We start from the raw sequence: 24489 nt of genomic DNA on the forward strand, positions 1-24489 counted from the left end.
CAACTCTCCCATGTTCTAGACAGCGCTGCTGGTGAGGGTTCCGGATGCGGCGCCGAGCACGTCGTCGACGACCGGGCGCAGCACCACGAGCACCGATCCCGGGGCCACCTGGGAGCCGGGTTCGGCCACCACACGCTCGACCACGCCGGCGGCCGGGGCGCGGACCTGGCTCTCCATCTTCATGGCCTCCACCGCCAGTAGCGACTGTCCCTCGTCCACCGTCTGGCCCACTTCCACGTCCACCCGGAAGACGATCGCCGAGAACGGCGACTCGACGGCGTGGGCCCCCTCGGGGATCTCCACGGCCGACTCCTCCACACGGACGGTCTCCGCGAGCTCCGCGGCGCGGGTGAACTCCCCGCTGTCCTCCCAGCGCTGGCGCTCGGCGTCGAAGGCGTTCTGCTGACGGCGCTTGAAGTCGTCGATGCCCTCGCGGTGGTCCGCGAGGAACCGCTGGTACTCGGCCATCGAGAACTCCCCGTCCTCGATCCGGATCGGGAGCAGTCCGACCTCCATGTCCGCGCGCATCTCGGCGAGTTCCGCAGAGGAGACGGGGAACCACCGGATGCGGTCGAAGAACCGCAGCAGCCACGGGGTTCCGGGTGCGTAGGGTCCCCGCTGGCGGTGCGTGGACCAGACCTGGGTGGTCCGGCCGACGAACTGGTACCCGCCCGGACCCTCCATGCCGTAGATGCACAGGTACGAGCCGCCGATCCCCACGGCGTTCTGCGGCGTCCAGGTCCGTGCCGGGTTGTACTTGGTGGTGACGAGCCGGTGGCGGGGGTCCACCGGCGTGGCGACGGGCGCACCGAGGTACACGTCGCCCAGGCCGAGGACGAGGTATTCCGCGTCGAACAGCACGGACCGGACGTCGTCGGTCGAGTCGAGCCCGTTGACCCTGCGGATGAACTCGATGTTCCACGGGGACCACGGGGCATCGTCGCGGACCCCCTTCTCGTACCGGCGGATCGCCTCGTGGGTCGAGGGGTCGTCCCAGGACATCGGCAGGTACACGGTGCGGCTGGGCACCTTGAGGTCGTGGGACGAGGGCAGCTCCGCGTCGGCGGCGATGAGCACCTCGCAGGCCTCGTCGCAGCGGAGCGTGGCGGGATCGAGGTGCACCTGCAGGGACCGGATGCCCGGCGTCATCTCCAGCACCCCCTCGAGCCGGCCGGCGTCGACGAGGTCCTGGAGCGAGCGGCGGAGGACCTCCACGCGCATCCGGGATCCGATGTCCAGGCTCATCTCGCCGTACTCGGCGAGGACGTTGGAGTCCCCGCAGCGTCGGAGGGTCATCTCCGGACGGCCCTCGGTCGCGGGAACCCTCGCGATGATCCCTCCGTCGACGACGGGGGCCCTGCCCGCGGTGACCTCGGCGGTCGGGTCGGCGCGCAGGGCATCGGCCTGGACCTGGGTGATGGGCACGAACCGGACGGTGTCCCCCGCCCGCAGCTGCCCCAGCTTCCATTTCTGCCCGTCCGCGATGGTGGCCGGGCACGTGAATCCGCCGAGGCTCGGACCATCCGGGCCCAGCAGGATGGGCATGTCCCCGGTGTAGTCGACGGCGCCCACGGAGTACGGGGTGTCGTGGATGTTGGACGGGTGCATGCCGGCCTCGCCGCCGTCGCGACGTGCCCACTGCGGCTTGGGCCCGATGAGGCGGACGCCGGTCCGGTCGGAGTTGATGTGCACCTCCCAGCGGGCGGCGTAGAACTCCTCCATGTCCCCCACCGTGAAGAACTCGGGTGCCGCGTGCGGCCCCTCCAGGACGCCGATCTCCCACTCGCTCCCGAACCGCGGGCGCTCGTGGGGCGGGACGTCCCGCACAAACTGCCCGGCGGCAGGGGCGTTGATGGGCACCACGTCCCCCGTGGCGACCGCGCGCCCGGTGGATCCCCCGATCGCCCCCTGCACGAACGTCGAGGCCGAGCCCATGACCAGCGGCACGTCCAGTCCGCCCTCGAGAAGGAGGTAGGACCGCGTCCCCCGTTCCACCGCACCCAGGTCCAGCTCGTCCCCGGCCCGCAACTCCAGCACCTCCCACCGGGCCACCGGGACGCCGTTCACCGTGGCGTCGACGGGCGCGCCCGTGAGGATCGCCCGCGTGTCGGAGTGGAAGCGCAGGGCGGGGCCCGCCATGGTGATCTCCAGGCCCGCCGCGCGCTCGGCATTACCCAGCGCCCGGTTGCCCAGGAGGAAGGACAGCTCGTCCATCGGCCCCGACGGCGGGATGCCCACCGGCCAGTACCCGACGCGCCCCGGGTGGTCCTGGATCGTGGTCATGAGACCCGACCGCAGAACCTCGAGTCGACGGTCCACGCTGCGGACATCCTCGAGGGTGCGGGTCGAGTGCTCCGCCGCGGCCACCGAGTCCAGATCGACGACCGCGCGCAGCACACCCAGGTTGGTGGCCGGGCCGTGGATCCTCGCCTCCGCCAGCGCCTGTCGGAGGGTGGCCCAGGCCTCGTCGCGGGTCTCGCCGTATGCGATGAGCTTGGCCAGCAGCGGGTCGTAGTGGGCGCTCACCTCCGTGCCGATCTCGATCCAGGAGTCGACCCGCACGCCCTCGGGCACCGTGAGGCCGGTGACGGTCCCGGCGCTCGGCCGGTTGTCGAGGTCGGTGTTCTCCGCGTAGACCCGGGCCTCGACGGCCGCGCCCCGCGGCGCCGGCTCCGTGTCGAACATGGCGGTGTCGCCGCCGGCGAGCCGCACCATCCACCCGACGAGGTCGATCCCGTACACCGCCTCGGTCACCGGGTGCTCGACCTGCAGCCGGGTGTTGACCTCGAGGAACGACACGGACTGCCGGGCCGGGTCGTAGATGAACTCCACCGTCCCCGCGGAGCGGTAGTCGACGGAGGCGCACAGGGTCCGCGCGGCCTCGTGCATCCGGGTGCGCACCGCGTCCGGGAGCGCGGGGGCGGGGGCCTCCTCCACCACCTTCTGGTGCCGGCGTTGCAGGGTGCAGTCGCGGTCGCCGAGGACCATGACGCGACCCTCGCCGTCGCCGAAGACCTGCACCTCCACGTGTCGGGCGTGGTCCACCAGACGCTCGAGGAAGACGCCCGCCGACGCGAAGTTGGCACCGGCCACCCGCCGGACGCCGTCCCAGCCGTCCCGAAGGTCCTCCGGGCCGCGGCAGGCCGCCATGCCGATGCCCCCGCCGCCCGCCGTGGCCTTGAGCATGACCGGATAGCCGATCGCGTCCGCGGCCGCGAGGGCGTCCTCCACGCTGTCCAGCACGCCGGTGCCCGCCAACAGTGGCACGTCCGCGGCCTCCGCGGCGGCGCGGGCGGTGTGCTTGGTGCCGAAGACCGACAGCTGGTCGACCGTGGGGCCGATGAAGGCGATCCCGGCGGCCTCACAGGCGGCGGCGAACTCGGTGCTCTCGGACAGGAAGCCGTACCCCGGGTGGATGGCGTCCGCGCCGGACTCGCGGGCCGCGGCGATCACGGCGTCCGTGTCGAGGTAGCTCTGGTCGGCCGGCGCCGGGCCGAGGCGGACCGCGCGGTCGGCGGCGGTCGCGTGCAACGCCCCGCGGTCCGCGTCGGAGAACACGGCCACGGACTCGAGGCCCATGGAGCGGAGGGTCCGGATGATGCGGACGGCTATCTCGCCGCGGTTGGCCACGAGGACGGTCCGCAGGGTGGGGGTGGTCGTCATGTCAGTTCTCCTCGTCGGCGGCACCGGTGATGACCATCTCGACCGCGGTCGGATGGAAGCCGTTGCACGGGTTGTTGACCTGCGGGCAGTTGGAGACGATCACGAGCGTGTCGCGCTCGGCCCGCAGGCTCACCGACAGTCCCGGCGCGGAGATGCCGTCGACGATCCCCAGGGCGCCGTCCGGGTCGACCGGCACGTTCATGAACCAGTTGACGTTGGAGACCTGGTCGCGCCGCCCCAGCCCGTGCCGGGACAGCTCGAGCAGGAAGTTGTCCGCGCAGCCGTGTTGGCTCCAGGTGTGGTGTCCGTAGCGCAGGGTGTTGGACTCCTTCGAGCAGGCGCCCCCGAGGGTGTCGTGGCGTTCGACGTCGGTGGCGACCACGGTGAGCAGCGGGTCGTACTCGTTGGTCCGGAGCACGGACCCGGCGGTGAGGAACACCGAGTCCTGCCCTTGCAGGGTGGCCTGGGCGCTGTACGCGCGGGCGGTGTCGTGGGCGTCGTAGGCGAGGAAGTCGACGGCCTGGTTGCCCTCGAGGTCGACGATCGTGAGCGTCTGGCCCGCCTTCAACACGGCCGACCAGGGTCCCCGCGGGGGCACGGTCTCGCGGCGCAGGACGGAGTCGTGGATGGTCATCTGTGGGCTCCTTGGATAGTGGGTCAGGCCAGGCCGGCGGCGCGGAGGTACTCGAGGGTGTTCTCGTGGGCTCGTCGGCGTTCCGGATCGAGCTCGGCGATCGGGGCACCGGACGAGCCACCCGCGCCGCGGTGGGCCAGGACGTCCACCGGGGTGTTCACGTACTCCGCCCGCGGGTCCAGGGGGTGGGCGGCGTTGGCGATCAGGGCGATCACCGGCATCTCGGTGACGATCGAGACGGTGGCGCCGGGCCCCGCGGACCCCGTGAACTCCGGTCGCCCGTCGGCGGTGATGTTCACGCCCTGGAAGAACGACAGCGCGGGCGGGATGTCCCGGCGGTTGAGGCCGTACTTCAGGCCGGCCACGGTGAGCAGCTCGCGGCCAGCGGGGCTCGGCCCGTGGACCTGGCCGTCGCCGTAGCGTTCCTCGTTGCGGGCCCGGCTGCTGGGGCCGTACAGGCCGTCGTGACGGCCCGACGTGTCCTCCAGCACGGTGGCCAGCGCGCGACCGGACGCCGAGAGCAGCACCTGCCCCACCGCGCTGTACACCTGCCACTGGATCTTCATGGTGTCGGCCACGTTGAGCCGCTCGGCGGTGTCCGCCGCGTTGTACAGGACGACCGAGGCGCACGCGTCGCCCTCGACGTCGGTCAGTCGCAGGACCGTGCCCCGGTCGAGCAGCCGGTGCGAGTAGTTCCCGCCGGCGATCCGCTCGGCCCACACGATGTCGAGCGGGCCGCCGTCGGCGTCCGTGGTCTGCACCTGCGTCGACGGGACCGTGGGCCGCGCGTCGACCACGGTGCCCTCCTGCGCCCGCGCGTGATCGCGGGCGGCGCTGGTGGTCGCGGTCGACGAGCCCGCCTGTGTTGTCGTCATCTCCGTGCCCTCCTACTGTTTTCTATCGGTTGATCTAAAGTGAAACAGCGGCGTGTTGCGCCACCGTTGGGCCGCAGTTTCGTACGTGTTACGTCGCGCCCCACGGCCGCTGCCGTGGCCGCGACCAGGCGATTGCTACTCTCGGCGGGTGACCAAGTACCGCGGGCGGCCCCGCCGCAACCCCGGGTCGCCGACCGGGCTCGGCAGCGAGGCGGACATCCTGCACGCCGCCGGGGAGCTGTTCGTCACCCGGGGATTCGGTCGCACCAGCACCCGCGCGATCGCCGAGGGCGCCGGCCTGCAGCAGGCCAGCGTCTACCACTGGTTCGGATCCAAGGACGCGATCCTCCTGCGGCTGGTGCTGGGCACCGTCGTCCCCTCCCGCCACGTCGCGGACGAGTTGGTGGGTTCCGGGTCCCCCGCGCACGTCCTGCTGTGGGCCCTGGCGTACTCGGACGCCACGGTCCTGTGCGAGGACCCGCAGAACCTGGGGGTGCTGTACTTCGATCCGGAGCTCGACGGCGACCGCTTCCGCGAGTTCCACGAGGTGCGAGTCCGTCTGCACGACTGCTACCGGGTCCTGCTCGACCGGACGACGGGCGCCACGGCCACCGAGGTGGACGTGGCGATGGTGGTGGGCCTGGTGGAGAACGTCATCACCTACCGACGGCGCTCGCCCTCGCCGATCCCCGCGGACACGCCCGAGCGCATCGCCGACGCAGTGCTGACGCTGGCGCGGGTCCCCCACCTGGTCACCGATGAGACGCGGGCCCGGGGAGTCGAGGTGCTCGCTGCTCTCGACTCCCCGGGCCCGGGGTCTGCCCGCTGACGCCGACCAGGGCCGACGGGCGGGGCGGGTCAGGCTCTCGCGGCGACCTCCGCGGTCGGGCGGGCCGCGGTGTCCTCCGCGAGGGTGGCCTCCGCGAGGGCCGCGGTGTCTGGCGTCCGCGGCTGCTCCGGTCCGACGGGCGCCGCCCCGGGTCCCGCGGTCCGCGTGTCATAGGCGGCCACGGCCACGTAGACCACGAGTGACACCCCGGCGGCGAGGAACGTCGTCCAGCCGTCCACGCTCTGGGTCACCACGTCGTTGGGGACGTAGGCCAGCGTGTTCTCCACGCCGTAGATGGTGGGGGTGAACACGAAGAAGCCCAGCCGCACCCCGAGCCCCAGGATGGTCGAGATCACCAGCGCCCTCGTACTGACCAGCCGCGTCCACAGCGACAGGACGAACGGCGCCACGATACTCGCGCACAGCAGGTCGAAGGTCAGCGTGAGCAGGATGCCCGTGTGGTTGACCCGCAGTGCCACCAGGACCCCGATCGCGGCGACGGGCACCATGGCCAGGCGGGAGGCCTGGAGCACGCTCACCGGTAGCGTCCGAGTGTGCAGCACGGTGCCCACCACGATGGACGAGGACGCCAGGAGGATTCCGCTCACCGTGGTGAGCGAGGCCGCCAGCAGACCCGAGACGACCAACATCGCCACCGGCGTGGGCACCTGCCCGGCCAGGAGCTGGAAGAGGATCGGCGCGTCGGTGGCGCCGTCGCCGAGCAGGCCGACCCCGGTCACCGCCACGGCGGCGAGCGGGACACACAGGATCACCGTTCCGGCTGCGGCGATCAGGCTCGCCGCCCGGGCGCCGCGGGCGTTCCGGGAGGAGGACACCCGCTGGAAGACGTCGATGGCCACCAGGTTGCCGAAGCCCAGCGCGAACAGCGTCGCCCAGTTGATCACCGAACCCGCTGCCTGGTCGGTCACCTGCTCGAGGTCCGCGATGCCGAGCCCGGCCGGGGCGCTGTACCCGGGGCCGAGGAACAACCACAGCGAGATCCCGACGAACCCGACCACCATGATCGCCATGACGAACACGCCCGTGTACACCGACGCGAACATCCCGCCGACCATCGTGTAGGCCAGGATCGCGACGGTGACGACGACGATCGCCACCCAGTACGGCACGCCCAGGAAGTGGTCCATCATGTGGCCCAGGGCGACGAGGTTGCCCGCCATGAGGATCCCGAAGCTGGCGACGGTCAGGACGGCGCACAGGATCTCACCGGTCCGTCCGAACCGCCCGCGGAAGTACTCGGGCAGCGAGTACAGCTCGAGTGCGCGGACCTTTTTGGCCACGAACAGGCCCATCATGAGGAATGACAGAGCGAGCCCCAGCGGCATCGCCGCCCCGGCCCAGAAGCCGAAGCCGCCGGCCAGGTCCGCCGCGCCCACGGTCGCGTTGGAGTCGATCACCTGGGACATGAGCAGGACGGCCACCAGGGGCACGGCGAGCGAGCGCCCCGCGACGGCGAAATTGCGGTTCTCACCCCGGACCCTGCGTGAGGACGACAGGCCCAGGACGACGAGGACGAGGACGGTCGCCCCGATTGCTGCGCTGATCATTTCGATTCTCCAACCAGTGAGGACTCGCGTCCGAGCGAGTACAGGGGGCGGGCTCCGTCAGGGAGGACGAGGTCACCGGCCTCGATCCGCCTCCTGAGGTAGGCGAAGCTCTGGGCGGTCTGGGCGAACAGGTGCTCGCCGGCGTGCAGCGGTTCGTAGCGGGCGACGTCGGAGTCGGACACCGTCAGGGGGCTGACCACCGTGTCGTAGTCGACGCTGAAGAACAGCGGGTACGAGTAACGCTCCTCGGCGACCTTCCGCACCCGGTGGGAGGTGGCCACGAACGCGCCGTTGGTCCACACCTCGAGCAGGTCCCCGATGTTGACCACGATCGCGTCCTCCCGGTAGGGGACGTCGATCCAGTCGCCGCGTCCGTTCATCACCTCCAGCCCGGGCGCGGTGGGCTTGAGGAGGGTCAGCGCCTCGTAGTCGGTGTGCGCCCCGATCCCCGGCCGGTCGCGGGCGTCGGGGTTGTACGGGTAGTGAATGAGCCGCAGCTGCGACGGGGGCTGTGTCACCGAGCCGAGGAACGTGGCGGGGTCGAGCTCGAGATAGCGCGCGAACGCCGCGAGCAGCCGAGACCCGAGACCGAAGACCTCGTCGTAGTACTCCGTCACCGCCTCGGCGAATCCCGGCAGGTCGGGCCACTGGTTGGGGCCCAGGAGCGGGTTGCCCGCCAGGTATTCCGGATGGTCGGCGGGCAGGTCGATGGACAGGTCGTAGGCCTCCTTGAGGTCCGGGGTGGCGCCGGCGAACACCTCCTCCCCGATCGGCACGTAGCCGCGGTGGTTGCTGGAGTTGCCGATGTACACCTCGTGTTTGACGACGTCGGGCTGGGCGAAGAACCGCTGCGCGGCCTCGTGCAGCGCCCGGAAGGTCTCGTCGGGCACCCCGTGGTTGACCACGAGGAGGAAGCCGACCTCCTGCGCGGCCCTGCCGAGCTGCTGCACGGTGTCGGCGCCCGGGCCGGCGGGGTCGTCGAGGTCGGAGAGGTCGATGACGGGGATCGCGTCGAAGTCGGGGGCGGAACGGCCGGGGTCAGTCATCCTGGGCTCCTTGGTGAACGGGGTGGAAGTAGAGAGGTTCGGGCGAATTCAGGGCGGTCCGCCAGGCGACGGCGAAGCCCCCGTCCGGCTGAGGGGAGATCGAGAAGCACGGTGGCTCGGGCGTCGACCACGAGGAGTGCGACGCGCGGCAGTCCGGTCCGTCGCGCGATCCGATGTGCACCGAGGCCGGGCGGCCCGCCTCGGTGTCCTCCCCCAGCGCGAGCCCGAAGCGGTCGCCCACGCACACGACCACCGCCCGCACGCCCCGCGGGTCGATGCCGTAGCACTCCCAGACCGGGCCGGGCGCGTCTGTGCCCCGCTGCCAGAGCTCGACGTATCCGAGGTCGCGGCCCGCCTCCAGCAGTCCCCAGCCGGGGACCTCGAAGAGCCGGCCCACGTCGGCGGAGCCGAAGGGCTGCCCCGCCGTGATGGCGTGGACCCACTCGACCTCGCCGGTGCCGTTGTCCGTGGAGACGAGCTCGCCTGCGAAGCCCATATGGAACGCGTTGCCGCCGATGCCGTCGGCGTTGTCGTCGTCGGGGTGGGCGTCGGCGGGGTGGGCGTCGGCGGGGTGGGCGTCGGCGTGGAACCGGGCGTCGCAGAAGTAGCGGTGCCCCTGCACCCACCACACCTCGCCCGACCGGTCGGAGGGGGCGTCGCGCGAGTGGAACAGGCGGCGCCGGTAGGCCGCGGGGGCGGGGCGTGACGCAGTGGCCATGTGACTCCTCCATTTCGATCAACCGAACGGAAACAGTCAAACGCCGGTCTGTTTCGGCCCTGTTTCGTCGGCGTCAAAGGAAGCAAAAATGGGCGGCTGCCTCTGCTCGGGCAAAAGGAAGGAGAACTGTCAGGCCCGGTTGCGGCGCGAATGACCGGGACGACGCCACCGGGAACTGCTGCACGACCAGACGAGTGGGTGGGTCACGTCCCCGGAGTGGCCGGGTGTTCGCCGCCTCGGCGCGAGGTCGGAACTGGACGACGACGGCATCGCTCGCCCGCGCCGTCGGATACTCGCTCGGGATTCGGCGTCCACGTGCATTTCCGGCGGACAGCCTCGATTGACGGCATCGGCGCAGGGCGGACTATCGGGTGAACTCGCGTGACGGCCGTGGCCGCGGTCCCAGTGAAAGGTGGCACGCGCCTGCGTGGCACGCGTTGGATTTAAACCCGGAGGCCCCGGCACCAGAACAGTTTTGAAATCTTCATGCTGTTAACGCATGGCGTGACGGTCTCGATGTCTCTTATAGACATGTAGAGCAGATCAGGCTTTCGTGTCTGTCGGCACCGGTGGTCTCGTCCGTGCTCATGGATGGAATCCACCGATCGCGTAGGCGATCAACAGGGTTACTCCTACTGCGAGGAGGGGCGACGCCAGTCCCAGAGCGACGCCGGACGCCCGGGGCCATCGCCATGCCAGAAGGTTGGCCAGGATCACGATCCCGATCGGAGCGGCCACCTTCACCTCGCGATAGCTCTGGCCGTGCTCAAGTGCGGGAAGCATCGCCGCCACGACGAGGGCGAACAGTGGGGTCGCGGCAATCGACGCCCACAGGGCGGTCCGCCACCGGACGATGCTCGGGTGCGGTCCGGCATGGTCACATCCGGCTACGAACATCTACTCCCCCGTTTCTGTGCTGTCATGGATGGAGACGAAGGCGCTTCACCAGAAAATCGAACCCCCGATAAAAATGAAGACGCCGAAGGAGAGCCACAGGGTCGGCGCTGCGAGCGCGAGTCCCAGTGCCACGAGCCGATATCTCCCACGAAAGATCAGCATCGCGACCAGCGGCATCAATAGCGGGAACCCGATGGCCACCACTGCCTCCAGGCCACGTTCTTGAAGCCCAAAGGGATCGGTGCCGTAGGCGAAAGCGACGAGGAGAAGTCCCGCGATGTAGCCCACATAAGCACTCGCCCAGTGCCGCGCTCTGTACGCCTCGTGCCCGACCTCGTTCGTCGTCATGGGATCTCCACTTCCGACACGAGTCCGATGATTATCAGCAGCCCTACAGCGATGAAGGGCGCTGAAATCCCGAGTGCGATTCCGGACACCCGAGGCCACCGCCACGAGAGCAGAGTGGTCAGGATCAGGGCGCCCAAGGACCACAGGACGGACGTCTCAATGATGGTTCGGTTGTGCTCGTGCTCGGGAAGTAGCGCTGCTAACCCGAACGCGAACAACGGGGTTGCCACAATTGCCGCCCAGAAGGCGGTCCGCCACCGGACGTCGCCCGAACTGGGCGGGGATTGGTCGCTGCTGGTCACTAACGTCATCACTTTCAAGATTGCGGTGGGAGCCCGCACGGGAGGTGATCGCCCCTCCGGGATCAAGGTTCTCGATCGCGTCTCCGAGCCGAGTCCACGCAGAGCCGAGCCCACGCAATTGGTCCGAGTTCACATTGAATGTCACCGGTGCAGTCATTCCGCCTCCTCACCCGGGCAATCTTCATCCCGGTCATAAAGTTCGACGGGGCACCAGCCTCGAATGGTTCCACGGTTCGCAGAATCAACGTTGCAGCTCGTCGCCGAGCAGCGAGCGCGAGCTCACCCAAACAAGCTCGGCGATCACACCGATTCGCACTCGCTGTAGTGGCAGTACACCGTCAACACGCGCCACCGCCGACTCGGACACTTGGCCAGCTAAGTCCACATCCCGGGTGCCCTTGCCGGAGCATCGGACAGACCAGCACTACGCCGGACGATTTCGCTTTATTCTCTATGCCACCATGATTGCCTCCACTGACACCGTTTCGGCCGCGATCAAGACCGCCACGTCGTTCGTCGTGAACGCGGTCGAGGTCCTGCGTTTCGGCGGCCTGCAAACCGACGAGGAGCCGGCCCCGTTCGAGATCGTCGCACGGCGACCGATGTTCCGGCTCCGCCGCTACTACCCCCAGGCCACGACGGAAGACGGTGTCGCCGACGAGATCCCGGTCAAGGAAGACGGGCCGCCGCGTCCTCCGGTCGTGCTGGTCCCACCGATGATGATCTCCGCCGAGGTCTGGGACGTGTCCCCCTCGACGAGCGCGGTCACGGCCCTGTACGAGGCCGGCATGGACCCGTGGGTGATCGACTTCGGTGCACCGGATCTCGAGGCCGGCGGCCTCGAACGCACACTCACCGATCACGTGGTGGCGGTGAGTGACGCCGTGGACCTGGTCGTAGAGTCCACGGGCCGTTCGGTGCATCTGGGTGGCTACAGCCAGGGCGGCATGTTCTGCTACCAGGCCGCGGCCTACCGTCGCTCCCGGGACCTCGAGAGCATCGTGACGTTCGGCTCCCCTGTCGACCTGCGCGGCAACGCCCCGCTCGGTATCCCCGAGGATGTGATCGTGACAGTCGCGCGCTTCGTCGCACAGTACGTCTTCAACGGTCATGCCCTGCCCGGGTGGATGGCATCGACGGGGTTCCGTCTGCTCGACCCCATCAAGTCCGCCCGGGCGCAGGTGGATTTCCTTCGGCAGCTCCATAATCGCGAGGCACTACTCGGGCACGAGCGCCAGCGCAGGTTCCTCGCCGGCGACGGCTTTGTGGCGTGGTCCGGCCCGGCGATCGTCGACATGGTGCAGCAAGTGGTGATCCAGAATCGGATGATGGTCGGCGGATTCGTCGTGGGCGACCGTGTGTTCTCCCTGGCGGATATCACCTGCCCCGTCCTCGCCGCCCTCGGCGAGGTCGACGAGATAGGCGTCCCGGCGGGCGTCCGCAAGATCGCCTCCGTCGCCCCCCGCGCCACGGTCTATGAACTCTCGCTCCGCGCCGGGCACTTCGGACTGGTGGTGGGCTCGACTGCCGCCTCCATCACGTGGCCGACCGTCGCCGAGTGGATCGATTGGATCGAGGGCACCGGGGGCCGACCGGAGGACATCGAGCATGTCGATCCGGGTGCCGAGGTCGAATCCTCTCCCACCAAGGCGGTGATGCTCGCGGCGGACGGCGCGTTCCAGGCCGCCGGGCTCGGGGTCGGTGTGGTGCGCGGAGCCGGCAAGCTCGCGCTCAACACCGTGCACACCACCCGGGCACTCGGCTTCGAGGCATTGCACGCGGCGCCGCGCCTGGTGCGGCTCGGACAGATCCAGCCGCGGACGCGCGTCTCGTTCTCCAAGCTCCTCACCGAGCGGGCACGCAACCAGCCGGATGACGCGTGCTTCCTGTTCGCCGACCGTGTCCACACCTACGCGGCCGTCGACACCCGCATCACGAACGTGGTCAAGGGACTCATCACGGTGGGCGTGCGTCAGGGTGATCACGTTGGTGTAGTGATGGAGACGCGTCCCTCGGCGTTGGTCACCATCGCCGCGTTGTCGCGTCTCGGCGCGGTGGCTGTGCTGCTGCCCCCGACGCGGTCGCTGCCCGAGCTCATCCACCTCGGCGCGGTTACCGACGTGGTGACCGATCCCGAACACGCGTCCAGGGTCACCGATGCCGGGGCCCGGGCACTCGTCCTGGGCGGCGGCGCCGAGCGCGAACTCCCCGCCGGTCTCGACAAGGGCGTCGTGGACCTCGAACGGATCGATCCCGACGAGGTGGCGCTGCCCCGCTGGTACCGGCCGGATCCCGGGCGGGCCGGCGAGCCCGCGTTCCTGTTCTTCTCCCGCTCCACGGGCTCATGGCAGTCCAAACTCGTCACCAATCACCGTTGGGCACTGTCGGCATTCGGCACGGCCAGCGCGGCTCGCCTGACCCCCGAGTCAACCGTGTACTGCCTCAGTCCACTCCACCACCCGTCGGGCCTACTCACCGCTGTCGGTGGCGCCGTGGCCGGAGGGTCGAGGATCGCATTGTCCCGTGGGTTTGATCCGGCGACGTTCGACGAGGAGATCCGCCGGTACGGCGTGACCGTCGTGTCGTATACCTGGGCGATGATGCGCGAGCTGGTTCGTCGCCCTGCCGATCCGCGCGAGACGCTGCCGTCGATCAGGCTCTTCATGGGGTCGGGCATGCCACGCGGCGTGTGGCGACGGGTACTGGAGCGGTACCCGGGCACACGAGTGCTCGAGTTCTACGCCGGGACCGAGGCCGATGTGGTGCTGGCCAACCTGTCCACCACCAAGCCCGGTGCGCGCGGCCGCCCGCTGCCCGGCACGGCGGAAGTACAGCTGGTCGAGTTCGATCCGGATTCCGGCGCCGTGCTTGCCGGGCCCGACGGCTACGCCGTCCCCACCGAGGTCGACGCGCCCGGAATGTTGGTGAGCAGGCCCCGCCTCGGCGTGGACGCCTCGGTGCGTCAGCTGCGCGGGGTCTTCCGCCCGGGCGACACGTGGGTGTCGACCTCGGACATCTTCGAGCGCGACCGGGACGGCGACTTCTGGTTGCTCGGCTCGGCGAGTGCGGTGGTCCACACCGACCACGGCCCGGTGTATCCCATCCAGGTGGCCGACGCCCTCGGGGACCTACCCGAGGTGGACCTGGCCGTGGTGTACGGCATCCCCGGCGCCGACGGCACCCTCGCAGTGGCGGCGGTGACCAAGTGGGGAAAGGACGCCATCACCGCGGCCGATGTCGGTGGCGCCCTGGCCTCGGTGCCGTCCGCCGCGCGCCCGGACATCGTCCACGTGGTGCGCGACATCCCGGTGACCACCTGGTACCGACCCGACCCCACCGGCCTCGCTGCGCGGGGCCTGCCCAAGGCCGGGCCCCGAGTCTGGATCCGCGATACCGACACCGGCGACTACGTCCGCCTGACCAAGGACGTGCGGGACGGGCTGGCGCCGCCGAGCTGAGCAAGGTGGGAAGGTCGACGACGACAACAACGGTCCGCCCGTCTCTCGAACCTCCACATCACCATCCGACCTATTCGATGTCGTATCCCAGCTGGTCCGCCGAGGACACGACCAGGTCCCGGAGCTCGGTGTGCTGCAGCGGCCGCTCGAGGTCGAGCACCGCGGACGCCAGGGCGCCGGCTGCCGGGGAGAACAGCACCACCGACGACGGCCCGTAGCTCGATCGGTACACGATTCCGTCGAGATCAGGATCCACCGCACGGATCGCCCGCGCCCAGAGCTGGGACACCGCATGCTGCTCGTGCGACACGCCATGATGACCGCCGGCCCGCAACCGCCCTCGGGCGCGTGGGAGGGAGCGTATCCGCGATCGGCACGCCGTGGCGGTGGCACCCGAGGGAGAGAGAAGAGCGACGACGACGACACCGTCGCCGGGTCATTCAGCCTCCCGAACCATCGGCGTCTCCCACGTCCACCCGGAAGGCGCCACACCGGGGAATCCCAGCCCCTCCGGAAAGTCGGGTGTTCTACAGCGAAAACCTCAGTGACACCCGTCAACCCGACGTAGTGTCTGCTGCCAGACACTCGTTCAACTGCACGCCGCCTGCGGCGTGCCCGGCCGCGTATCCTTCACGCCACCTGTAGGAGTCCACGTGAAAAAGCTTCCCGTCGCAGTCCTCACAGCCTCTGCTCTGACCCTGGCCGCATGTGGCGGCGGGGGTGACACGGAGTCGGCGTCGGGCGGCGGTCGCGTCGGTGAACACCGAACGCCGGACGAGTCGAGCCGCTGCACCGGGGATCAGGCCGGCGGCACCATCACGATGGGCGAGTACGTCATGCTCCCCTCGTTCTCTCCCGGCCAGGGGCACTACGGTCTCCGGGGTGGCGCGCAGTCCGCCGCGGTCTACGACCGCCTCATGCGCTGGAATCCTGAGGCGGCCGAGTTCGAGCCGCAGTTGGCCGAGTCCCTCGAGTCGAACGACGACAACACGGTGTGGACGCTGAAGCTCCGGGAGGGCGTCACCTTCTCCAACGGTGACCCGCTCACCGCGGATGACGTGGCGTTCACGATGAACCTGCACAAGGATCCGGCAGTCGGGTCTACGGCAAAGACCGATGTCGACGAGATCGAGACCGTCCGCGTGATCGACCCGCTCACGGTCGAGTTCGAGCTGTCCGAGCCGTGGGTCGGCTTCCCCTTCGCCCTGACGCGCTCGGCCGGCGAGGTAATCCCCGAGGACGCCTACACCGAGGCGGGTGCCGAGGAGTGGGCCGCCAACCCGATCGGTGCCGGCGCGTTTACGGTGGCCAGCAACACCCCGGGCCAGGAGGTGGTGCTGGAACCCAATCCCACCTATTACGGCGGACCGGTGTGCCCCACCCTGAAATTCATCTCCATCCCGGGGTCACAGGCGACGCTCGAGGCGTTCCAGAACGCCGAGGTCGAGGTGGCGTTCCTGCGCGGGGCCCAGTTCGTGCACGACGCCGTGGACGCCGACCTGCAGGGCTTTCTCAGCGTGATCAGCTCCGGTCGCGCGATCGTCATGAACAACGGCGCCGCCGGCTACGACGGAGTCTTCACCGACGAGCGTGCCCGCAAGGCCGTGGCACATGCCCTCGATCGGGACCTGCTCAATGACCGGCTCACCGGCGGCCTCGGCCAGCCGACATCCGCGCTGCTCGCCGAATCGTCACGCTTCTACGACGGGCAGCAGGGCCCGGATTTCGACCCGGAGCTCGCCGCCGGACTGGTGAACGAGATCAAGTCGGAGGGCACGTGGGACGGCACCGTGACGCTGCTGACCAACACGAGCCCGGAGAACGTCGAGACCGGCGTGATGATCAAGGCGATGCTCGACGCAGTCGGCTTCAGCGTCACGCTGGACAATGTCCCCCAGTCGCAGCAGGCCGCCCGCCTGTTCGGCCACGACTACGAGATGACTATCGGTGGCCTGAACCCCTCGGATGCTGACCCGTCTGCGAGCTTCACCGCCTACGTCACGCCCGGCGGACCGACGAACAACAGCGGAGTGGACAACGCCGAGCTCGCCGAGGCCGGTCGCGCCCTCAAGACCGCCTCCGGCCTCGACGAGCAGATCGCTGCACTCAACCGGTTCCAGGAGGTCCAGAACGAGATCATGCCGTTCACGATCTTCGCCAACGCCGAGGAGTACGTGGCCGTGGACGAGAAGGTCAAGGGCCTGGCCCCCACATCCTCGGGCGTCATGCTCTTCGACGGGGCCTACATCGAGAACCCGTGAACCGGAGCACGCCCCCTATCGGCTCCGAATCCGGCAGGGTCGCGCGCCGAGTGGTGCGGAATGCGCCGGGGAGACGTCCGGTCATTCTCCTGTCGGTGGTTGGAGCGCAGGAAACCAGATGTCGGCGAGAACCTCGGCGACTGAACGCTCGGGACCGTCGCCCGCGTAGTCGATGGTTCCCTGGACCTCTGCTCGCGTGAAGTAGCGCTCCAGCTGGGTCACCAGCAACTCGACCCGAAACCTGGCCTCGCCGTGCCGGGCACGTGGCCAACGGTCGAGATACTGCGGCATCGCGTCGGTGAGTTCCTGGATGGAGTGGCGACCGATCGCCTGGAATTCGGGCTCCGCGGCCAGCGCCTGGTCCCACGTGGGAAGAATCTCGCGGTTCCGTGCGAACCAGTCCAGTGCCCGGTCCACCCATGCCACGAACTCGACATGCTCACCGGTGAGCAGAACTGCATCCAGGTCCCGGTACACCTCCTTGGCGCGGTACTCGGTGGTCTCCGCACTGATGCTCGCGAGCAAGTCCATCTTGTTCTTGAAGTGCAGGTAGAAGGTGGCCCGGCTGCAGCCGACGGCCCGCGTGATGTCGTCGATCGTCACGTTCGGGTAGCTACGGGCGACGAACAGTTGTCGTCCGTGGTCCAGCAATGCCCTGCGCGTGTGGCGCTTCTGTTCGTCGCGCAGATTCGGCGCAGCGGGCCGCCCGGCCCCGTCTCTCGTCTCCACTGTCGTGCACCCTTCGCGAGCAGTCTCCGGCAGTTGCAGCCTACGGCCGTTCTCGCACGACACCTCAACAACTCACTAGACATAGCGTCAGTGAGGCGTACAGTATGACCCGGATCACAGGACCGGCTGGTGCGGGGGCATGCCCCGATCACATTTCGGTCGCCGCCACACAGCCCTTTGACATGGCGAAAGGACACCATTGTGACCAGCTCATCGAAATCCTTCACCCCGGCGTTCCCCGGCAACGGCGCGTCGGACAAGACCGTGTGCATCATCGGCGCGGGCTGCTCCGGCATCACCACCGCCAAGCGCCTCAAGGATTACGGCATCGCCTTTGATTGCTTCGAGACCTCCGACGATGTGGGCGGCAACTGGTACTACAACAACCCCAACGGAATGTCCTCGGCATACCAGTCCCTTCACATCGACACCTCCACCACCCGGCTGGAGTTCGAGGACTTCCCCGCCCCGGATCACTGGCCCCACTTTCCCCACCACACCCTGATGCACCAGTACTTCCGCGATTACGTGGACCACTTCGGCCTCCGGGAGTCCATCACGTTCAACACCCGCGTCGAGAACGCCGAACGGCGTCCCGGCGGGGGGTGGGACATCACCCTGTCCACCGGGGAAACCCGCACGTACGACGCTCTTGTCGTGGCAAACGGGCACCACTGGAACCCGCACACCCCGGATTACCCCGGCACCTTCGACGGGGCGATCATTCACAGTCACGAGTACCGGTCCCCGACGGACCCGGTCGACATGCAAGGCAGTCGCGTGATGGTGGTGGGCATGGGCAACTCCGGCCTGGACATCGCCTCCGAGCTGTCCAGCCGTACCGTCGCCGAGCACGTGTGGGTATCCGCACGGCGTGGCGTGTGGGTGCTGTCCAAGTATCGGGGCGGCAAGCCGGCGGACAAGATGATGATGCCGCCATGGATGCCCAAGAAACTGGGACTGAAGATCTCCCGTCGAGCGATCCGCAAGGGCATCGGCAACATGGAGGACTATGGTCTCCCGGCGCCTGATCACGAACCGCTCGCCGCACACCCGTCAGTGAGCATCGACTTCCTGGAGAAGTCAGGTTCCGGAGACCTGACCTGTGTACCCGCCATCGAACGCTTCGACGGTGACGCGGTGATACTCACCGACGGCCAACGCATCACGGTGGACGCGATCGTCTTTGCCACCGGCTACACGATGTCCTTCCCCTTCTTCGACGACCGGGAGCTCCACCCCGACTCCGAGCACCGGTACCCGTTGTTCAAGCGCATCATCAAGCCCGGCGTCGACGACCTGTACTACGCGGGCCTCGCGCAGTCGTCCCCCACGATCGTCAACCTGGCCGAACAACAGAGCAAACTCATTGCCCGGCACTTGGTCGGCGAGTACCAGCTCCCCTCCGTGGCGGAGATGACCGAGAAGATCGTCCACGACGAGGACAAGCATCTGGGCCAGTACTACAACGCCCGCAGGCACACCATCCAGATCGACTTCGCCCGATATACCAGGGATCTCCTCGCCGAGATCGACGCTGGCGAGCACCGCGCCCGAGGGCAGGTGCCTCCGCGACCGACCCTCGCGCGGCGACTTCTGGACAAGGCGGGTGTGCAATGACGGGTGCTGCAGTGGAGGGGACATGCACCCCACGGTTCCGGGCGGTGCGAGAAATGTTCACTCGCAGAATCGAGGGCGGCGAGGAGCTGGGCGCGTCGCTGTGCGTGATGCAGGGCGAGGACGTGGTCGTGGACCTGTGGGGTGGGACGGCGGACGCCGCGTCGTCGCGTCCGTGGGAGAAGGACACGGTGGCCAACACCTACTCGTTGACCAAGACCATGACGGCCCTGGCGGCGCTGGTTCTCATCGATCGAGATCTTCTTGACCCCGATGCCGCCGTTGCCGACTACTGGCCGGAGTTCGCCGCCGCCGGTAAGGGTCGCGGCAGTGGGGGACGGATCGGCGAGGGTACCGTTCTGGTGCGCCATGTTCTCGGCCACACCAGCGGACTCGCCGGCTGGAGTCAGCCGGTCCGCATCGAGGACGTCTACGACACCCCCTCCGCTGCCGCGCTGCTCGCAGCCCAGGAACCGTGGTGGACGCCGGGCGACGGCTCGGGATACCACGCGATCTCCTTCGGCACCCTTGTAGGCGAACTCGTGCAACGCATCACCGGAATGTCGCTGGGCGCCTTCTTTGCCAAGGAGATCGCCGGACCACTGGAGGCCGACTACTGGATCGGCGCGCCGCCGACGCTGCTCGACGCTCCCGAGCGGATCGCGACCATGGTCGCGCCACCGCCGACCGGATTCGACCTGACCTCCCTTCCTGCCGAGAACATCACCCGCCGCACGTTGACCAATCCGGCGTTCAGTCCTGACCTGACGACCGACCCTGACTTCCTTGCGGCTGAACTCGGTGCGGTGAACGGGCAGGGACATGCCCGGTCCGTGGCCAGGATCCAGTCGATCCTCACCTGCGCGGGCACGGTGGACGGTCACCGGTTCGTCTCACCAACGACAATCGACCGCATCGTCGAGACGCAAGCCGACGGCACAGACCGGGTTCTCGGCGCCCCCATCCGCTTCGGGCTCGGGTGGGCACTACCGAGCGCGTCCATGCCCGGGGTGCCTGCGGGCAGGGTGTGCTGGTGGACCGGGTACGGCGGCTCGGTCGTCACGGCGGACCTGGACCGCGGGATCACCGTCGCCTACGTAATGAACAAGATGTCGCCCGAGCTCGTCGGGGCCGCGCGACCGAACAAATACCTCGAGGCGATCTACTCAGCGGTGTGACGATCTCACGTCTGATCATGCCGTTCCGGTCGGTGGTCCCCGGGGCGGACACGTCACCGCTTGGTGTAGTCCCCGGGGGTCGGCCCCGACAACGCGGCGGTGAGCCCGGAGTAGCACTCGGTTTCGTTCACGCACGCTCCGAGGACGCGTGAACGATGTCAGGGTGACCGGTATGGCTCAGCGACGGTCACGCCTGGTCGCCGTTGTCGTCGTCGTCCTCCTCACCGGATTCGTCGCGGCGGTCCTGGTCTACTCCGGCGTCCAGCAGAGCAGGGTCGTCGTGGACGCCGTACCCACCGGCCGGGTGGTCTCCGAGGGCCTCTTCGGCGCCAACCACCGGTACCCGTTCAACGCGTTCGGCGCGTTCACCCCCGACGGCGAGCCGCAGCAGCGGCTGGTGGCCAACGCACGGTCGGTCGGGATGAGCATGCTCGGGCCCGACGAGCACATGGCGCTGGTCGAGCACATGGCGCTGGTCGAGCAGATGCGCGCGGAGACGACGATGGTGGTGAACTTCGCCACCGCCACCCCGCAGGAGGCGGCGGACTGGGTGAGCTACATGAACGCCCCCGTCGGCACCACCCCCTGGGGGGACCTACGGGCAGAGCACGGCCACCCCGAACCGTACGGGGTGACGTGGTGGGAGGTCGGCAACGAGCCCGATGTGGGCGACCAGGCGTACTGGATGGAACAGGACGCCTCGATCCTGCCCGGCGAACACCCCGAGCGCGCCCACAAGTACGCCTTCGGCGGGACGACCGAGTTCACCGATCAACGCCACGGCGCTCGCCGCGCGGGGCCGCCAGAGGCCGGAACGCGCACCTGGATCCGCGCTCCCGAGGGCGGGTACGTGCGGCTGACCAAGCCCGTGCGGGATGGGCAGGTGTCACCGACCGAGTAGAAAATGACGACGACGACAACCTTGCCCCCGACACCGGTGTGAAAGGTCTGAATCTCACCGCATCTCTGGCGCTATCCGACCGAGTTCACACAGCTCCGCACGCAGGCGCGCACGACGTTCGCGCATCGGGCGCCACGAAGCTGAACAGTCGACCGCCCACGCTGAGGATACGGAATCGCGGACGCCACTGGCCGACGGTCACGCCACCGACACAGAATCGGCTCAGCCGGTCGACCTCGTGGTTCCACACGATGGCCTCCAGGCCGTCGCCGTTCAGCTCGACCAGCCCGTCGCGGCGAATCCGTACGAACACGTCGTGAAGCGGTTGATCCGCTTCGATCGATTTCCGGGCCTGGATGAAGTGCACGCGGTGGCCGGCGCGGTAGGACCCACACGCACCTCCCGCGGACGACAAGGGTTCGTGCGACATAGGGGCGGCTCCTTACTGGAAACCTCCGACTGGAGGCGCTCTTGCCAAGTACCGGCCGGTACCGGGCCGCTTCGTCATCCGGGCCACCCGTGAACGCGGGGTTGGCGCACCGCCCAGCCGGAGCCTCGGGACGGCAACTCATGAAGCACGGCCACCATAACCACGCACTACGACACCATCATCTAAAGGCAGGTACGCGCTGGTCGACGTCAACGACAGGCGAACTCCGGTCCGCCGTGGAGCGCTATTGCATCAGGTCCTCGGCCGAGAGTACTGACATTCAACCTCACCAGACAGACACCGATCGCCGGCAGGCCTTCAGCCACGGCCCGTTGGAGGAAAGATCCACCATGCCCCCTTGGCGAGAATGACCGGGCGTCAGTCGATACCCGATTGGCTCAATTCATTACGGAAGATCTTGGCCGCGGACAGCAGGTGGGGCCTCGACGAGATCACCGCGGTCGCAGGACCAGACATCCGCCTCCACGGCAAGGCACGCTGACGCCGACGCGTAGGCTGAGGGGCGACACGGGGTGCCCTGGACGGGGCTGAGATCACACCCGAGCGAACCTGATCGAGTTAACACTCGCGGAGGGATGTCATCGGCGTAGCCACGGCTGCTCCTGCTCGAGCGGTGGTCACCCCTCACACGACCACCGCAAGGAGGACCATGGCTTCGCGACCCGATGCTGCGCACGATCAGCACACCCGGAGGATTAGGTTCAACGCCTTCGCCATCAATGGCGTGGGGCATCAACTCCCCGGGATCTGGCGGCACCCGGCTGACCGGTCGCGGGACTATCGCGACCTCGAGCACTGGACTCGTCTCGCCCGGCTGTTGGAGGGCGGGTTGTTCGACGGACTCTTCCTCGCGGACGCGTTAGGTCCGTATGACGTCTACGGCGGGAGCAGCGACGCTGCGCTGCAGACGGCGGCAAAGATCCCGATGAACGATCCGATGATGCTCGTCAGTGCCATGGCGGCGGTGACGGAGAACCTCGGCTTCGGTATCACTGCGAGCACCTCGGCGGAGCACCCGTACACCTTCGCCCGGCGGATGTCGACGCTGGACCACCTCACCCGGGGCCGGGTGGGCTGGAACGTCGTGACCGGCTACCTCAAGAGTGCCGCGCAGAACCTGGGCGAGAGCGACCAACTCTCCCATGACGAGCGCTACGACCGGGCGGACGAGTACCTGGAGGTGCTCTACAAGCTGTGGGAGGGCTCCTGGGAGGACGACGCGGTGGTGCTCGATGCGGAGCGGGACATGTACGCCGATCCGGCGAAGGTCCACCCGATCCGCCACGAGGGGACGTACTTCACGGTCCCCGGCGTCCACCTCTCCGAGCCTTCTCCGCAGCGGACCCCGGTCATCTATCAGGCCGGCGCGTCCGCGCGGGGAATCCGCTTCGCGGCCGATCACGCGGAGGCGATCTTTGTGGCGTCCCCGACCATCGGCCAGACCAGGGACCAGGTCAGCCGGATCCGTGAGGGGCTGGAGGCCGCCGGGCGGGGCCGGGATGCCGCACGCGTGTACGCGCTGCTCACGATCGTTGTGGATCAGACCGATGAGGCGGCAGCTGAGAAGTACCGAGACATCTTCTCCTACGCCTCCGAGACGGGAAATCTGGTGCTCAACTCGGGATGGTCCGGAATTGATCTATCCCGACAGGACCTCGACGCACCCATGGACCCGGTCGCAACAGAAGCGATCCAGACCACTGTGTCGAGCCTGTCGGGGGCCTCGGACGCCGACGGACGCTGGACGTTGCGTGACAGCGCCCGGTTCAACGCGACGGGCGGACCCGTGGTGGTGGGCTCGGCGGTCACCGTGGCCGACGCCCTGGAAAGCTACATGGCGGAAACGGACGTCGACGGTTTCAACCTGGCCTACGCGCTCAACCCGGGCACCTGGGAGGACGTCATTGAGCATCTCGTGCCCGAGCTGCAGCGCCGGGGACGGTACCCGCTGGACGCGGAGCCCGGCAGTCTCCGAGCCCGGATGTTCGGTCACGGGGATCGCCTTCCGGACTCCCACCGCGGGGCCACGTACCGCCGGGGGTGAGACCTGGCCGGTGGGTCAGGTGGAGTGCCGGGTGACAGCCCGGGCGTCGGGACGCGAATGAGGACGACGACACCGTCCATCGCACCCACCGCATAGAATGCGGACTATCGGATTCGGCTCTTGGACGCCGCGGCCACACCACCCGGTCTGGGCTGTCGGTGTGTGGCTTCTCGCGGCGGGTTGAGCGCTACTCTTTGGTTTGCCTCTCGAATGGGCGCACCGGACCCACACACGGTCAGGCACCTGGCCGGTGTGAGCGCGGGCGTATTGATCATCGGAAGCCTGCTGACCGGGGTGGCGCAGGCGGTGCTGCGGCGGTCGAGCGAGTGAACTGACTCTCCGCGGGTCCCTCGCCTCTGGAGCAGTTCGACCGTGTCCTCTTGCCGCGGCTGGCCGAGTGTGGCCCGGCAGAGCATCCGCGCGCGGGTAGGGGTTTGTACTTAGCGATGTCCTGGCTCATCGGGAATGTTGCGATAGCGCGGTGGATCCGTCCCGATCCCGGGTACACCCACCACGGGGAGAACTTGCCCAGCGCAGGTTCGGCCTGTTCTGCGACCTTGAATGCCGCCCGCCGTGCCCTCGAGCACGTAGACCTGATCACATCTGCTCAGTGTCAAGCCCCGGGTTTTGTAGAGGGTGGTTATCTGGTGTCGATGAGGTCGTCGACGCGCTCTGGTAGTGGTTCGACCGCGGCGTGTTGGGCTTCGTACTCGGCCGGTGGGACGTAGCCGATCTCGCCGTGGATCCGTCGATAGTTGAACCAGTCGATGTACTCGGCGACGGCGATCTCGAGGTCCTCGACGTTGCGCCACGGCCCCTTGTGGCGATTGCGGATGAGCTCGGCTTTGAACAGGGAGTTGAACGCCTCCGCCAGTGCGTTGTCGTAGGAGTCGCCGCGTGAGCCCACCGAGGCCACCAGGTCCTGCTCGGCGAGCCGCTCGGTATAGCGCAGTGCCCGGTACTGCGCAGT

The 24489-nt window shown here is 68.5% G+C and carries 19 protein-coding genes and 2 riboswitches; of the genes, 7 read left to right on the forward strand and 12 right to left on the reverse strand.

The genetic code is table 11. The features are described from left to right. Nucleotides 1-15 precede the first annotated feature (15 nt). From uca to OPF83_RS12370, 3 genes are read right to left on the reverse strand one after another with little or no spacing between them, the layout of a single operon-like run. On the reverse strand, nt 16-3663 hold the full coding sequence (gene uca / locus OPF83_RS12360; RefSeq protein WP_264887764.1) for an urea carboxylase: 3648 nt from the start codon (nt 3661-3663) through the stop codon (nt 16-18). 1 nt (nt 3664) lies between these two features. Further along, nucleotides 3665-4297 carry an urea amidolyase associated protein UAAP2 gene (locus tag OPF83_RS12365; protein WP_264887765.1) on the reverse strand — a complete coding sequence of 211 codons (633 nt, stop codon included), beginning with the start codon at nt 4295-4297 and terminating at the stop codon, nt 3665-3667. Between the two features lie 23 nt (nt 4298-4320). Further along, nucleotides 4321-5172 (reverse strand): urea amidolyase associated protein UAAP1, encoded by an 852-nt coding sequence (locus OPF83_RS12370; protein ID WP_264887766.1) that lies wholly within the window; start codon nt 5170-5172, stop codon nt 4321-4323. 148 nt (nt 5173-5320) lie between these two features. On the opposite strand from OPF83_RS12370, the gene OPF83_RS12375 reads away from it, so the two are divergent. Then, nucleotides 5321-6001 carry a TetR/AcrR family transcriptional regulator gene (locus tag OPF83_RS12375; RefSeq protein WP_264887767.1) on the forward strand — a complete coding sequence of 227 codons (681 nt, stop codon included), beginning with the start codon at nt 5321-5323 and terminating at the stop codon, nt 5999-6001. Nucleotides 6002-6030: 29 nt separating this feature from the next. Here the strand turns inward: OPF83_RS12375 and OPF83_RS12380 are convergent, their stop codons facing one another. The 5 genes from OPF83_RS12380 to OPF83_RS12400 form a co-directional block, all read right to left on the reverse strand. Further along, a complete protein-coding gene (locus tag OPF83_RS12380; RefSeq protein ID WP_264887768.1) occupies nt 6031-7569 on the reverse strand; it encodes a sodium:solute symporter in 1539 nt (512 codons plus the stop codon). After that, a complete protein-coding gene (locus OPF83_RS12385; protein WP_264887770.1) occupies nt 7566-8615 on the reverse strand; it encodes an isopenicillin N synthase family oxygenase in 1050 nt (349 codons plus the stop codon). The genes OPF83_RS12380 and OPF83_RS12385 overlap by 4 nt, the downstream gene beginning before the upstream one ends. Next, a complete protein-coding gene (locus OPF83_RS12390; protein WP_264887771.1) occupies nt 8608-9333 on the reverse strand; it encodes a hypothetical protein in 726 nt (241 codons plus the stop codon). Before OPF83_RS12390 ends, OPF83_RS12385 begins: the two co-directional genes overlap by 8 nt. A 585-nt stretch (nt 9334-9918) precedes the next feature. After that, nucleotides 9919-10230 (reverse strand): hypothetical protein, encoded by a 312-nt coding sequence (locus tag OPF83_RS12395; protein ID WP_264887772.1) that lies wholly within the window; start codon nt 10228-10230, stop codon nt 9919-9921. A gap of 45 nt (nt 10231-10275) precedes the next feature. Then, nucleotides 10276-10578 (reverse strand): hypothetical protein, encoded by a 303-nt coding sequence (locus OPF83_RS12400; RefSeq protein WP_264887773.1) that lies wholly within the window; start codon nt 10576-10578, stop codon nt 10276-10278. A 763-nt stretch (nt 10579-11341) separates the two neighbouring features. Between OPF83_RS12400 and OPF83_RS12405 the strand changes: the two genes are divergently transcribed. Next, the gene (locus OPF83_RS12405) at nt 11342-14338 is read left to right on the forward strand and encodes an AMP-binding protein (RefSeq protein ID WP_264887774.1); all 2997 of its coding nucleotides are present in this window, start codon (nt 11342-11344) and stop codon (nt 14336-14338) included. A gap of 70 nt (nt 14339-14408) precedes the next feature. Here OPF83_RS12405 and OPF83_RS12410 read toward each other — a convergent pair whose 3' ends face one another. Beyond that, entirely contained in the window at nt 14409-14672 is a 264-nt protein-coding gene (locus OPF83_RS12410; RefSeq protein ID WP_375546262.1) for an RES domain-containing protein, read from the reverse strand. A gap of 319 nt (nt 14673-14991) precedes the next feature. Here OPF83_RS12410 and OPF83_RS12415 point away from each other — a divergent pair, with 319 nt between their 5' ends. After that, nucleotides 14992-16599 carry an ABC transporter substrate-binding protein gene (locus OPF83_RS12415; protein WP_264887775.1) on the forward strand — a complete coding sequence of 536 codons (1608 nt, stop codon included), beginning with the start codon at nt 14992-14994 and terminating at the stop codon, nt 16597-16599. A gap of 81 nt (nt 16600-16680) precedes the next feature. On the opposite strand, the gene OPF83_RS12420 is transcribed toward OPF83_RS12415, so the two are convergent. After that, nucleotides 16681-17328: a TetR/AcrR family transcriptional regulator gene (locus tag OPF83_RS12420; RefSeq protein ID WP_264887776.1), complete on the reverse strand. Its 648-nt coding sequence runs from the start codon at nt 17326-17328 to the stop codon at nt 16681-16683. A 264-nt stretch (nt 17329-17592) separates the two neighbouring features. On the opposite strand from OPF83_RS12420, the gene OPF83_RS12425 reads away from it, so the two are divergent. The 3 genes from OPF83_RS12425 to OPF83_RS12435 all read left to right on the forward strand — a co-directional run bounded on the left by OPF83_RS12425 (nt 17593) and on the right by OPF83_RS12435 (nt 21024). After that, nucleotides 17593-18948 (forward strand): NAD(P)/FAD-dependent oxidoreductase, encoded by a 1356-nt coding sequence (locus OPF83_RS12425; protein ID WP_264887786.1) that lies wholly within the window; start codon nt 17593-17595, stop codon nt 18946-18948. 53 nt (nt 18949-19001) lie between these two features. Beyond that, nucleotides 19002-20123: a serine hydrolase gene (locus tag OPF83_RS12430; protein WP_264887777.1), complete on the forward strand. Its 1122-nt coding sequence runs from the start codon at nt 19002-19004 to the stop codon at nt 20121-20123. Between the two features lie 148 nt (nt 20124-20271). Next, nucleotides 20272-21024, forward strand: a complete 753-nt coding sequence (locus OPF83_RS12435) for a hypothetical protein (protein WP_264887778.1) — start codon at nt 20272-20274, stop codon at nt 21022-21024. A gap of 85 nt (nt 21025-21109) precedes the next feature. On the opposite strand, the gene OPF83_RS12440 is transcribed toward OPF83_RS12435, so the two are convergent. Continuing rightward, nucleotides 21110-21454 carry a hypothetical protein gene (locus tag OPF83_RS12440; RefSeq protein WP_264887779.1) on the reverse strand — a complete coding sequence of 115 codons (345 nt, stop codon included), beginning with the start codon at nt 21452-21454 and terminating at the stop codon, nt 21110-21112. 32 nt (nt 21455-21486) lie between these two features. Further along, a riboswitch (SAM riboswitch) is annotated at nt 21487-21600 on the reverse strand. 373 nt (nt 21601-21973) lie between these two features. Continuing rightward, a riboswitch (TPP riboswitch) is annotated at nt 21974-22068 on the forward strand. 56 nt (nt 22069-22124) lie between these two features. On the opposite strand from OPF83_RS12440, the gene OPF83_RS12445 reads away from it, so the two are divergent. Beyond that, on the forward strand, nt 22125-23519 hold the full coding sequence (locus tag OPF83_RS12445) for an LLM class flavin-dependent oxidoreductase (RefSeq protein WP_264887780.1): 1395 nt from the start codon (nt 22125-22127) through the stop codon (nt 23517-23519). Between the two features lie 640 nt (nt 23520-24159). Here OPF83_RS12445 and OPF83_RS12450 read toward each other — a convergent pair. Further along, the coding region (locus tag OPF83_RS12450) for an integrase core domain-containing protein (RefSeq protein WP_264887781.1) at nt 24160-24489 on the reverse strand (330 nt) is incomplete at its 5' end.

The organism is Dietzia sp. NCCP-2495 (assembly GCF_026011735.1).
In the GTDB taxonomy this organism is placed as follows: domain Bacteria; phylum Actinomycetota; class Actinomycetes; order Mycobacteriales; family Mycobacteriaceae; genus Dietzia.

Excerpts from the sequence above, each read along its gene's own strand:
- OPF83_RS12380 (WP_264887768.1), bottom strand. The coding sequence starts at position 7,569 with ATGATCAGCGCAGCAATCGGGGCGACCGTCCTCGTCCTCGTCGTCCTG.
- OPF83_RS12395 (WP_264887772.1), bottom strand. The coding sequence starts at position 10,230 with ATGTTCGTAGCCGGATGTGACCATGCCGGACCGCACCCGAGCATCGTC.
- OPF83_RS12390 (WP_264887771.1), bottom strand. The coding sequence starts at position 9,333 with ATGGCCACTGCGTCACGCCCCGCCCCCGCGGCCTACCGGCGCCGCCTG.
- OPF83_RS12400 (WP_264887773.1), bottom strand. The coding sequence starts at position 10,578 with ATGACGACGAACGAGGTCGGGCACGAGGCGTACAGAGCGCGGCACTGG.
- OPF83_RS12365 (WP_264887765.1), bottom strand. The coding sequence starts at position 4,297 with ATGACCATCCACGACTCCGTCCTGCGCCGCGAGACCGTGCCCCCGCGG.
- OPF83_RS12430 (WP_264887777.1), top strand. The coding sequence starts at position 19,002 with ATGTTCACTCGCAGAATCGAGGGCGGCGAGGAGCTGGGCGCGTCGCTG.
- OPF83_RS12440 (WP_264887779.1), bottom strand. The coding sequence starts at position 21,454 with ATGTCGCACGAACCCTTGTCGTCCGCGGGAGGTGCGTGTGGGTCCTAC.
- uca (WP_264887764.1), bottom strand. The coding sequence starts at position 3,663 with ATGACGACCACCCCCACCCTGCGGACCGTCCTCGTGGCCAACCGCGGC.
- OPF83_RS12405 (WP_264887774.1), top strand. The coding sequence starts at position 11,342 with ATGATTGCCTCCACTGACACCGTTTCGGCCGCGATCAAGACCGCCACG.
- OPF83_RS12445 (WP_264887780.1), top strand. The coding sequence starts at position 22,125 with ATGGCTTCGCGACCCGATGCTGCGCACGATCAGCACACCCGGAGGATT.
- OPF83_RS12370 (WP_264887766.1), bottom strand. The coding sequence starts at position 5,172 with ATGACGACAACACAGGCGGGCTCGTCGACCGCGACCACCAGCGCCGCC.
- OPF83_RS12385 (WP_264887770.1), bottom strand. The coding sequence starts at position 8,615 with ATGACTGACCCCGGCCGTTCCGCCCCCGACTTCGACGCGATCCCCGTC.